Source organism: Thermostichus sp. OS-CIW-31 (assembly GCF_054060305.1).
This window is the reverse complement of sequence record NZ_JBSSDA010000013.1, coordinates 79347-90021: the sequence shown is the minus strand read 5'-3', so window position 1 is coordinate 90021 and position 10675 is coordinate 79347. Positions and strand designations below refer to the sequence as shown.

Sequence of the window (10675 nt, the reverse complement as noted above, 5' to 3'; positions counted from 1 at the left end):
TACGGGGGTGAGGCTGGATTCCATTACGTGATCGAGCTGCTCTGGGATGCCTGTAGCGGCTTGCTGGAATCCCTGGTTCCCGGGATCCAATGCCCGCCGTTGCCCCCCCGTGCTTGAGAGATTATTCGTCAGATCTGTATTCTTGATGAAACTTGACAGAATTCTTGATGAAACTTGACAGATAAGTCTGGACAACGGGATCCCTTTTGGCTAACTTTGTGGGCGGGATCAGAGTAGCTCCTGAACAGCTTTGGAAAGTTGGTTTTCTTGCGGTTTGGCCTTATAGCTGTATAGATTCGAGGGTTGTCTCTGACACCAAAGAGACGCTGGAGACAAGTGAGTTGACATTCGCAAATATCAAATATGTGGGAGGGTCACGATGGATGAGCTTTTACCAGGGCTGATTGCCGTTGCCCTTTACGCCTTCTTTAGCTACACCTTAATGGTGATTGGAGAGAAGCTAAACGTGCCGAATGCTTGGTTAGCTTGGATCCCGATTGCTAACATCTGGGTGATGTGTCGAGCTGCTGGTAAACCCGGCTGGTGGGTGATCCTCTTCTTCATTCCCCTAGTCAACTTGATCTTCGGTATCTGGGTGATCTTTGCCATTCCACCCCGCCTGAATAAATCCCGCTGGCTGGGTCTGCTGGTTTTCCTGCCTGTTTTGGGAGCTTTGCTCTACTCAGGCATTCTGGCCTTCACTTGAATTAGCCAGCCTTGCCTTGATACAAACTAAACAATCGAAAAAGTCTACCACTTAAGCAAGTTGAAGCTCTCCATATCGATAGTGGCGCGGTTGCGGTAGATCCCCAGCACGATGGCCAAGCCCACTGCGGCCTCGGCAGCCGCCACAGTGATGACAAACACCGAGAACACCTGGCCGCGAATCATCGCTGAATCGACAAAGTTGGAGAAAGCCATGAAGTTCAGGTTCACCGCATTGAGCATCAGCTCAATCGACATCAGGACGCGAATCGCATTGCGGCTCACAATCAATCCGTAAATACCAATGCAGAAAAGAATCGCTGCCACCACCAAGAAAAACTGCAGTTGCAACATCGCGATGAGCTCCATGTAGATACACAATGACAGGGGCCTCGGGAAAGCTCTAGGTTTTATGGCCGAGAGCAGTCAGCTTTAGCGGGTGCTCACCAGCTCTGCCGGTCGTTCTGACTCTGATTCCAGCTGGGGTCGGGCCCGCTCCAGCAAGCTCAGATCCCCTTCTCCGGCTTGGGGAAGAACAAACTCCCGCCGCGCCAAGACAATGGCCCCAATCAACGCCATCAGCAGCAAAACAGAAGCCAGCTCAAAAGGCAGAAGATAATCGCTGAAGAAGTGGCCGCCGATCACCAACACACTGCTCAAAGGTTGGATCGGCTGCAGCGGCCAAGGGGTGTTCAAAGCCATCGCGGCTAGAAGAGCAAACAGACCCAAACAGACCACCGCCGTCACTCCGTTGCGCAGCCAGCCCAGCTTCAGAGGAGCAAAGGTGTAGCGCCGATTCACCAACATGATGGCAAACAGGATCAACACATTAACCGCGCCGACGTAGATCAGAACTTGGGCTGCGGCCACAAAATCGGCATTCAAGAGGAGATACAACCCGGCCATGCTCAGGAAAACGCCCCCGAGCAGAAAACCGGAATAGACAATGCTGGGGGCCCAAACCACGCCTAGCGCGAAGCCAATGGCCATCGCCGATAGCACCACAAACGTAACCAGTTGTACGCCTTCTCCGAGGGTCATGAGAGATCCGTCCTTAGCCAGTTTCTATTGCTGCTCCCTTACCACTGTACTGTCCTGGCGGATTTAAGAGAAGCCCGACTCCTTTTTCAGATCGATAGAGAAATCTCTAGAGTTGGGTCTCACCAACTGCCGCCCGCTCCGCCACCTCCGCTGCTGCCGCCACCGAAGTCTGAATCTCTGCTGCTATCGTTTGTGTGCCAATCGCTTGTGTCGCGATCGCTTGTGTGGCTGAGCTCGGGGATGACCACCTCTCGCTCGCTGCGGTACCCGCAGATAGGACAGCTCAGGATTTCCAGCTTCAAGCCGCTAGAGGAATAGGTGGCTTCCCTGAGAACCTGTGTGGTGAGGTCGAGGGTGAGGGCTTGGCACCGAGGGCAGTAAAGGTGTCGGGAGAGCGTGCCTTCGCGCACAACCACAGCTATTCCTTGACAGGTAGGACAAAACCAGCCGTAGTAGCGAGCTCTGCCGCGGCTCCTGGCCAGGCGATGCTCTTGGGGAAGGTACTTATCCAGAAGCTGGGGCTGGATTGGGCGCATGGGTCGGCCACAGGCTTGACAAACCACCGGCTGAAAAGGGATCCCACGCTTCCGGCCCAAGGTGCCGTCAGTGGCCATAGCAGCCACAACCGGCAGAGCGAACCCCAGCCAGTTGCCGCTGGACAATCCTAGGAACACGCCAAGGCAGAGGGATCCCGAATAGAGGAAGAGACGAATGGGGTCGCTCTGAACCGAAGAGAGCACAGCACCTGTTCTTAGATCTCTGCGTGTCAGGGAGAGGACTTGTCTTCCCCCTCGCTCAGCCCTTAGAGAGACGGGCATGCGAGAGCGCTGCCACCCCAGTCCCAAAATGATGATCCCCAGCAGCAGCAGGATCCCTTCCACCAGGGAAGAATCAATGCCCTGGGCCACCGCAGGAACATTTGCAACGGGCTGGCCCTGCAACACCGAGGTCAACTGCCGCACCCCCGCCAGAGTGCCGCCATCAAAATCCCCATTGCGAAACCGAGGCAGGATCTGCTGGTCGATAATCTGCTGGACTCGGCTGTCGGGGAGGATAGCGACCAGGCCCCTGCCCGTTTCGATTTCCACCCGCCGATCCCCTACCGAGATGAGAAACAAAACCCCGTTGTTTTGGCCTGCCTTGCCGATCCCCCAGTAGTTAAATAGCTGCGTGGTGAAGTCTTTTGGTGTTGCATATCCCTGAGTATTCGGCACGGTAACCACTGCCATCTCGGCACTGGTGCGCTGCTCAAGCTGAGTGATAAGACGGTTGAGCTCGTTTTCGGTGCTGCTGCTGAGGATGTTGGCGGTATCGGAAACCCACCCTCCATACTGACGGCGGGGGTTGGGCACTTGTTCAAGGGTAATGGCCCAAGCGGGCTGCGGCAGCAGGAATACAACTAGCAAAACTGCCGCCCAAACTTTCGGCATGGCTTACCTGGCTGAGCGCTGCCTAGGTTCTAGCACAGCTGTCTCGGCTAGACTGGCAGTCCTTTTCCCAGGGAGAGAGGGAAGTTGGGGAACGGTTGAGACAAGCCGCTTCTTGTTGCTAGTAATTGTTAACAGCAACCGGCCCTCAGTCCGGCCAAGGGAGCCAGGCTTCTTCTTGCCATTCCACTTCAAAGCACTCCCGGGCGGCCTGGAGAAAATGTTCGATCAAAGCAGGGATCCCTGGCGCCGTGGGGCAAATGTCGTAGATACCAATCACCTGCGAGCCGGGCAGATACCGTTCCCACAGCTCTAGATTGGGTTGCAATAGGAGGGATCCCTGTTGCAGGATCCCCCAAGGTTGCCACAGTTGGGCGTTGCCCATCAGCTTCTTGCCCTGCCAGCTCAAGTCAGCACGGGTACGGGAGGCAAAGCAACTGGTCTTGTTGCGGTAGCCGGGATCCCGGTGGCTTCGGCCGTGAGCAAAAGCGGGCTCATCTATGGCAATGCCCAGCTCCGCCAACCCCTGCACCCAAAAGCGGCAACAGAAGTCGTACACCCAGGCCCGCTGCAAACTGGGCAACCTGGCTTGCAAGTAAGAAAGGGGCAACACCAAGCTGTAGGTCAGCTCTGCTGCATCCTCAGCCGCCTGATGGAGCACCGCCCTTCCCCCCGTGGGTCGGCGCACAATCGGGATCCCTGGCAGGGGATCTGGCCAAACCTGGTGCCGTCCCAGCGAGAGGGTAAGCTGATCCCAGCCATAAAAGCGCAGGCAGGGGTGAGGGTCATGGCGCAGCCGCTGCAGAAGCCAGGCATCCTGCTCCATTTGCCGGGCCCCAGAGGCCACGCGGTAGTGGAGCCAGTATCCCTGGGATCCCATCCTGGCAAAGCCAGACCTTAAACTTTGGGGAACTCCGCCTGGAGGGGCTCATCATATTCATCGGCCAAGCTGGCCACAATGGTGATGGCCCGGGAAATTTCGCCCGCTGTGATCCCTTCCAAGGTGCGGTAGTGGTTCAGCACCACCTGGTTGTTCCAGATGCAAAAGCGCGCCTCTAGGGTGTCGCTCCAATTCTTCTCCAGGAGCTTCTGCATCAGCTTGGCCGGTTCTGCCACCGGCAGAGAGAGAACGGGAGACCATACCAAAAGAGTGTCTTCTGGGGATTCGCCGCTCAGATGGACGAACACTTCTGCCGTGCCGTATGTGAACTTCCAGGTGTGTCCCTGCTCATGGTTTTCGTAGGCCGCATCCTCTTTGAGGCTGGAAACCACCGCCGAGACAACCTCAACGCAGCGAACGGACTCTGGAAAAACCTCTGGCGAAGGGTTAAAGGTGCTCATGAGCGGCTCACTGTAGACCATGATCTTTCCCCTATTCCCTATCCAACCACCTCAACTATACCGCTATACCGCCTGAGACTCCGACCTATCCGGTCATCGCTTTGGGATCCTCAACTCAGGCGAGAATGAAACCGTTGGCAATGGTTCACTAAGTGGCCGGACAGGTGAGGGCAAGCGATCCCCCCCCGCCAACTGGAGAGAGAGCCTGTTCAAAAGTCTTTCGAAGAACCTGAGGGAAGCTCTATGGAATCTCCATCTCATCTCCCCCAGAAAGCCATTGGTATTCTTGGAGCCCTGCCCGAGGAAGTGGCCATGCTCACCGCAGCAATGGAAACCTGCTCCATCCATACCCATCTGGGGCGACAGTTCTACCGGGGATCCCTGGCGGGGCAACCGGTGGTGGTGGTACAAGGTGGGGTGGGCAAGGTGCGGGCGGCAACCACGGCGGCTCTGTTGGTGGCCCATTTCCCTTTGCAGGGGATCATTTTTACCGGTGTGGCCGGGGCCTTGGCCGATCACCTGCACATGGGAGATGTGGTGCTGGCCCATGCGGCGATTGAGCACGACTTTGGCACCGGACGACCCGAGGGCTTTGTCTTGGGGATCGACTTTATCCCAGAGCTGCGCCACCCACTGGCCGAGGCCGATAGCGCCCTCTACGACCTGATTGTGGCCCATCCCGAGCGGATCCCTCTCCACCCCCTACAAGGCCGGGATCCCGTCATTCATCAAGGCTTGGTGGCCACCGGCGATGTGTTTGTGGCCGACGCAGACCTACGCCGACAAATCCGAGAACGCACCGGCGCTTTGGTTGTGGAGATGGAGGGGGCAGCCGTGGTGCGAGTAGCGCAAGAAGCCGGGATCCCTTGTTTGCTGGTGCGCTCGGTTAGCGATGCAGGGGACGATACGGATTTCTTGAGCTTTTTTCAAACAGCGGCGCTCAACTCGGCCGCAGTCGTCCGCACCATCCTGCAAAGTCTGCCCCCGTCCTTGCCTTAGCCCGACTGTGGGGATCCGGGGATCCCCTTTCCCAAGGAAGAGTTGGGCTGGATCGCGTTGGCGTCAGTTGTTCATCTCCCGCTCCAGCTTGGCCATCGAGATCTGGCTTTCTAGGCGGGAAATGCCTTCGCGAAGGGTTGCCACCTGCGCTTCAACTTCATCCAAAGATTTGCGAACCGCTTCTGCTGCGCTCATGTGCTGGTTGCGCCGAACCAAAGCCTCGCGGGCAAGGTCATCCTGGTTCTGTTGGCTGGCTTTCTCAGCCCTGACAAACCAATCTTCGGCCTTTTGCAAAATTTCGTCGTACCGCCGTTCCAGTTGCTTGCGACTGGCCAGGGTTGTGGTGAGGCTGCGCTGCAATTGTTTCAGATCCCGCTCCATCTGCCGGATGCTCACCCTCTGTCGGCTGGGCTTTCTCCACAGCACCTTGCTCAGACCCACCATCACCACCGCAGTAGCAATCCCCACACCCGCAGCCGCCGCCGGATTTTCACGAATCAAAGAACCATCCAAAACATTGACCCCTGCAAAGGCCGAGGTTTGTGTGGCCGTCCCCCGAAACTCCCAAGGCATCACCGGATTGCGTTGCTGCCAGAAGCCTAACCGCGCCGCTTGGGCCGCCTCTTGGGCTTCTAGGTAGCGTTGCCGATTGGCCCCGTGCAAAAAGCGCTCGTAAACCACCGCCTGACCCTGGCGCAACATCTCCAAATTCACCAAACCATCGGCGTTGTACACCTGGGCAATGTGAAGCCCTTCCGGTGTGACATAGAGGGTATCCACCTGCACCAGGGATCCCGTCGGGAGCAAGTTTTGCAGAGCCTCTTGGGATAGCCGCCCCCAGCGCCCTTGGGTCAGCTCCGGCGCATCCACATAGGCCAGACGGAAACGGGTTGGCCTGCCGTTCAAGTCCGCCCAGAAGGTATCCCCATCCACCACCGACCGCACCCGGGCCGTCCCGGAAGATTGTGCTGCCGCCGGAAGAACAAGCCAACTGCCCGAAAGGACAGCCACAGTCATCAGAAGGGAAGTTCTTGAGGTCATGGGGGTCACTCCTATTGTGCAGAACAAGAACAAAAGTTAAGAAATAATAAGATAGAGAAGTTTGGGGGAACAAACCGGAATCCCAGAGCGTCCTTGGGGATTGCCGTGAGGCTGGCTGCTGCTCTTCCCTGGCAAAGGCAACAGAGCCAGCTGCCCCCTACGTCGGAAAAGCGAACCTCTCCCACGAAAAGCTGCGGCTCTCGAAGAGTCGGCTCGTGGGGTCGGCTTAATTTGGGTTAGAGTTTAGCTCACCTTTTGGGGCAACGTCACAGCCCTAAGGCGCAATCTTTGTCCCCCGGATCAAATCAAATCACAGGCGCAAGCGATAGGGTTCTTCGTCGGGGAAGTCGGGCAGAGGAGGGGGCAGGATCTCGATCTCCCCCGTAGGCAGCGTTTGCAGCACGGTACCCAACTGGACCAGTTGTTCCAAGACAAACAGGCGGGTATCCCGGTCGGTGGTGGAGTTATACACGCTCAGCCAAACATCGAATTGGACACGGCGGCTGAGAGGACTGCGGGCGATGTTATCCCCCAACTGGCGAAATTCATCTCCAGGCAGGCCCACCTGCTCTCGCCAGGCAGCAGCTTGGTAGTAATCGGTGCGGCCCGCTTCCGCGTCCCCCAGAAACATAAAGTTAAGTAGAGCACGATCCACATAAAGTCGCCAGGCGTCAGGGTTGTTTTGGGGGTTGAACTGCTGCAAGCCGCGATCCAAAATCTCGACGGCTTTTTCCGGCTGGCCAGCCCGATAGGCCAACACCAAACTAGAGAGCCGGTAGCCCAAGAGGAAATGGGGATCCAGCCGCAGCATGTGATCGAAGTAGTCGTAGGCCAGGCCATAGCCAGTCAGGGTGCGAGCCGGTGCATCCCCGTAGTACTGGATCAGCTCCAGCCACAGCCAGGAAGCCCCCAAGTTGCGGTAGCCCAGCCACCCCAGCGTATTGGCCAGGGCAATGTTGCGGTTTTTGCGGGCCTCGGCATTTTCCAATTCTCCCAGATTGATCCGCTCCAGCATCGGCAACTGCAGCCGCACCACCAGGATCCCACACAGAAACGCCCCCCCAACGGCGGCCAGAGTGCCTGCCAGGGAGAAGCGAGAGCGACGACGGGGCAAGGAAGCAGTAGCCATGGCAAGTTTTTTGCGGATCCCTGAGGCTGTCGCGACCAGGGCTACACTCAATCATAAATTGAACCGTTGAGCCTTTCCCCTGCCTATGGCCAGCTCTGCCCTCTCCGCTTCGGAACGAGCCTTGAGCCTTTACGAGGCTCTGCCCTACCCTAATGTGCCCCTCTCGCAGACGGCTCGCAATGCCCTGCCGGAGATGTTCAAGATGAGCTATACCACGGCTCAGTACCTGCGCACCCATGCTATCGTCCCGCCGGAGGGCAAGGTTTTGTTGAATGCCGGCTGTGGCTCCGGTTGGGAAACGTTGATGATGGCCGAGGCCAATCCAGGGGCCCAGATTGTTGCCTGTGATCTGTCTCCGGCTTCGGTCAAGCTTACCGAGGAACGCCTGCGCCACCACGGCTTCACAGATGCCGAATTTTATGTCCTCAATCTGCTGGAGCTGGATCGCCTGGGGATCCAGTTTGATTTCATTAGCCTCAATGATGTTTTGTATTTGCTGGAGGATCCCACCGAGGGCCTGCGGGCCATGAAAAATGTCCTCAAGCCCGATGGCATCATCCGGGCCAATCTCCACAGCCGCTACCAACGGCAGGTGTTTTTCCGCCTGCAAGAGGGGTTGCAAAAGGTGGGGCAATTTGACGTTCCGCCAGCAGTAGGGGCCAAGAATGTGCGGGAGTTCATGGGATCCCTGCGAGAAGAAGTGGCCCAGGCGGTGCTCTGGAACCCGGCCAACTATGCCGAAGATGCGGCCATTATGAATAATTACCTACTCTCCAACGACAAGGGGTTCACGATCCCCGACCTGTTTCGCATGTTGCAGCAGGCGGGGTTGAGCTTTTTGAGCTTGGTGGATAGGCCCGACTGGTCGGTGGAGTCTTTGTTTAAAGAGGTGCCTGAGTTTGTGCGGCAGCGGTTGGCAACCCTCAGCATCATGGAGCGGCTGCATCTGTATGAACTCCTTCGCCCTGTCCATCGCCTCATCGACTTTTGGGCGGAGCATGCCGGCTCTTCGCCGGTGCTGCCCTGGAGCGACGAAGATTGGCTGTCGGGATCCGTACAATTCAATCCCCTGTTGATGGACAACCCCCGCTTTCGCCAGGAGTACAGCAAAGCCCTGCAAGAGAAGCGGCCCTACGAAATGCAGTGGACAGGGGCCACCCACGGGCGGATCAGCATCCCTGCCGAGAAAGTGAGCTGGTTGGCGCCACTGCTTCAAGGACCAACGCCGGTTCGAGAGCTGATTCAACAGGCCGTCCAGTTGGGATCCCCAGATGAAGAACGAACAACCGCTGAGGTGCTGACCTTCCTAACCAACCTAGAAGACTTTCTTTTTTTGATGCTGCAATAGGCAGCTCCCCAAGTTCTGGCTGCCCATACCTGTCTGTTGTTTGTAACCTATGAGTCAGATGTCTGCCCGGTCGGGATCTTACTGGCGCGCAACCCTGACGCGGTGGTTCCCACAGCCTCTGGATCGCTGGGTTGCCCGGATTACCCTCTGCAACCTGGCCATCGGGGTGATCCTGGTGGTGTTGGGCAACCACACAGCTCCTTACGTGCGGGACTTTAACTGGCAACAGCAACGGGTGGGGGCGCAAGAAGTGCAGATGGTGCTCACCTTCAACCGCCCGATGGATCCCGTCAGTGTTGAAGAGCATTTGGAGATCCAGCCCCCTCTGCCAGGCCGAATGCGCAAGCTGGGTCGCCGCTTTTTTTGGACGCTGACAGAACCAGCCCCTTACGGCCAGACCTACCGGGTGCGCCTGCAGGCAGCCGTGGATGAACGGGGCCAGCCCATGGCCCAGCCTTTCGAGGGAGAATTCCGCACGCCGGATCGGCAGTTGCTGGGGATCAGCACCGAACCTGCCCAGCGAGGGCGAATGTTTCTGTTCAACCTGGAGACGGGAGCCGCTACTCTGCTGACTCCAGCTGGGGTCAAGGTAACCCAAATGCAGCCCAGTGCTGATGGCCGCTTCGTGTACTATTTCGCCACGGCCACCAACCTACAGCACCAGGATCTGTACCGGCTGGATCTGGAGGATCTGTCTTCGCGGTTGCTGCTGGATCATCAGGGTTACCAAAACCTGCGCTTCCAAGTCTCGCCGACGGGGGAACTGGTGGTGGCAGAGCGGATCCCGCTGCAACGGGATCCCATGGCCGCCGTCCAGACGGAGCTGTGGATCCAGAAAACGAGCCGGGATCCCTTTGAACGTCTAGAGCTGGATACGGCGGTGGGGGGAGATTTTTTCATTAGCCCCGATGAGAGCAGCCTGCTCATCTCGCAGGGACAGGGGGTGGGGATCGTACCCTTGCATCCACGGGCGGCAGCGGAGAGCTTTCTAGCCCAGTTCGGCCAAACCTTAGCCATCCGCCCCGATGGGGCTTTCGGGGCTTTACTGCGCTTCAATCCCGACTACACCCGCAGCCTCTCCATCGTCAGCAATACCGGCAACAGCGAGGAGATTTTGAGAACCCAGGGATCCATCCTGAAAGGGGCTTTTTCCCCTCGGGCGCCCATCTTCTACGCCTTGGTCAGTGAGGTCTCTCACGTTAGCGGTGCGGAGCATTATTCTGTTGGCGAGGTCGCGATGGACTTCCCCAGCTACACCGAGTCGCCCCGCTTGCTGGCGATAACCCTCGGCACTGGCAACACCACCCAGGGGGAAGCAGGCAACGTCGTAGAGGTAGCTCGAGCCGACTATCCCATCGATCTGGACTTCAGCATTTCCCCGGATGGACGCATGCTGGCCTACACGCTCTTGGAACCGTTCCCAGGGATCCCGGATCCCTCGGCTCCCCTTAGCCGTAGCGGGCAAGCCATCATGGCTTCGCAAGTGTGGTTGGTGGATTTGCAGGACGGGCTGCCCATTCCTGATGGACAAAGTGGTTCGCACCGCTGGCGGGAACGCCGCCTACCGCTGGGCAGCAGCACGCTGGCTTGGATCCCTTAGGGCGAGAAAGCCACTTGGAGAACAAACCTGCCTAGAATCAAGAC

At 57.8% G+C, this 10675-nt stretch carries 11 protein-coding genes; 4 read left to right on the top strand and 7 right to left on the bottom strand.

All coding sequences use genetic code 11. From position 1 onward, the window contains the following. Nucleotides 1-379: 379 nt before the first annotated feature. Nucleotides 380-706, top strand: coding sequence for a DUF5684 domain-containing protein (locus ACVWY9_RS09260; protein ID WP_011432901.1), 327 nt, complete (start codon nucleotides 380-382; stop codon nucleotides 704-706). A gap of 44 nt (nucleotides 707-750) precedes the next feature. Here ACVWY9_RS09260 and nuoK read toward each other — a convergent pair whose 3' ends face one another. The 5 genes from nuoK to ACVWY9_RS09235 all read right to left on the bottom strand — a co-directional run bounded on the left by nuoK (nucleotide 751) and on the right by ACVWY9_RS09235 (nucleotide 4535). After that, a complete protein-coding gene (nuoK, locus tag ACVWY9_RS09255; protein WP_414328814.1) occupies nucleotides 751-1056 on the bottom strand; it encodes an NADH-quinone oxidoreductase subunit NuoK in 306 nt (101 codons plus the stop codon). An 81-nt stretch (nucleotides 1057-1137) separates the two neighbouring features. Continuing rightward, entirely contained in the window at nucleotides 1138-1746 is a 609-nt protein-coding gene (locus tag ACVWY9_RS09250) for an NADH-quinone oxidoreductase subunit J (protein WP_414357958.1), read from the bottom strand. Nucleotides 1747-1865: 119 nt separating this feature from the next. Further along, entirely contained in the window at nucleotides 1866-3176 is a 1311-nt protein-coding gene (locus ACVWY9_RS09245) for a TPM domain-containing protein (RefSeq protein WP_457388154.1), read from the bottom strand. A gap of 145 nt (nucleotides 3177-3321) precedes the next feature. Then, nucleotides 3322-4053, bottom strand: coding sequence for a lipoyl protein ligase domain-containing protein (locus tag ACVWY9_RS09240; RefSeq protein WP_457388153.1), 732 nt, complete (start codon nucleotides 4051-4053; stop codon nucleotides 3322-3324). Nucleotides 4054-4070: 17 nt separating this feature from the next. After that, nucleotides 4071-4535 (bottom strand): YbjN domain-containing protein, encoded by a 465-nt coding sequence (locus ACVWY9_RS09235; protein WP_457388152.1) that lies wholly within the window; start codon nucleotides 4533-4535, stop codon nucleotides 4071-4073. Between the two features lie 222 nt (nucleotides 4536-4757). Here ACVWY9_RS09235 and ACVWY9_RS09230 point away from each other — a divergent pair, with 222 nt between their 5' ends. After that, nucleotides 4758-5513: a 5'-methylthioadenosine/adenosylhomocysteine nucleosidase gene (locus ACVWY9_RS09230; protein WP_457388151.1), complete on the top strand. Its 756-nt coding sequence runs from the start codon at nucleotides 4758-4760 to the stop codon at nucleotides 5511-5513. Nucleotides 5514-5576: 63 nt separating this feature from the next. Here the strand turns inward: ACVWY9_RS09230 and ACVWY9_RS09225 are convergent, their stop codons facing one another. Further along, nucleotides 5577-6554, bottom strand: a complete 978-nt coding sequence (locus ACVWY9_RS09225; protein ID WP_457388150.1) for a PspA/IM30 family protein — start codon at nucleotides 6552-6554, stop codon at nucleotides 5577-5579. A gap of 310 nt (nucleotides 6555-6864) precedes the next feature. Beyond that, complete coding sequence (locus ACVWY9_RS09220; RefSeq protein WP_457388149.1) at nucleotides 6865-7683, bottom strand: hypothetical protein; 819 nt, start codon at nucleotides 7681-7683, stop codon at nucleotides 6865-6867. Nucleotides 7684-7768: 85 nt separating this feature from the next. Between ACVWY9_RS09220 and ACVWY9_RS09215 the strand changes: the two genes are divergently transcribed. Together ACVWY9_RS09215 and ACVWY9_RS09210 are read left to right on the top strand one after the other, a co-directional pair. Further along, the gene (locus ACVWY9_RS09215; RefSeq protein ID WP_414407247.1) at nucleotides 7769-9031 is read left to right on the top strand and encodes a class I SAM-dependent methyltransferase; all 1263 of its coding nucleotides are present in this window, start codon (nucleotides 7769-7771) and stop codon (nucleotides 9029-9031) included. Between the two features lie 49 nt (nucleotides 9032-9080). Then, the gene (locus tag ACVWY9_RS09210) at nucleotides 9081-10631 is read left to right on the top strand and encodes a hypothetical protein (RefSeq protein WP_457388148.1); all 1551 of its coding nucleotides are present in this window, start codon (nucleotides 9081-9083) and stop codon (nucleotides 10629-10631) included. The last annotated feature ends 44 nt before the right edge of the window (nucleotides 10632-10675 follow it).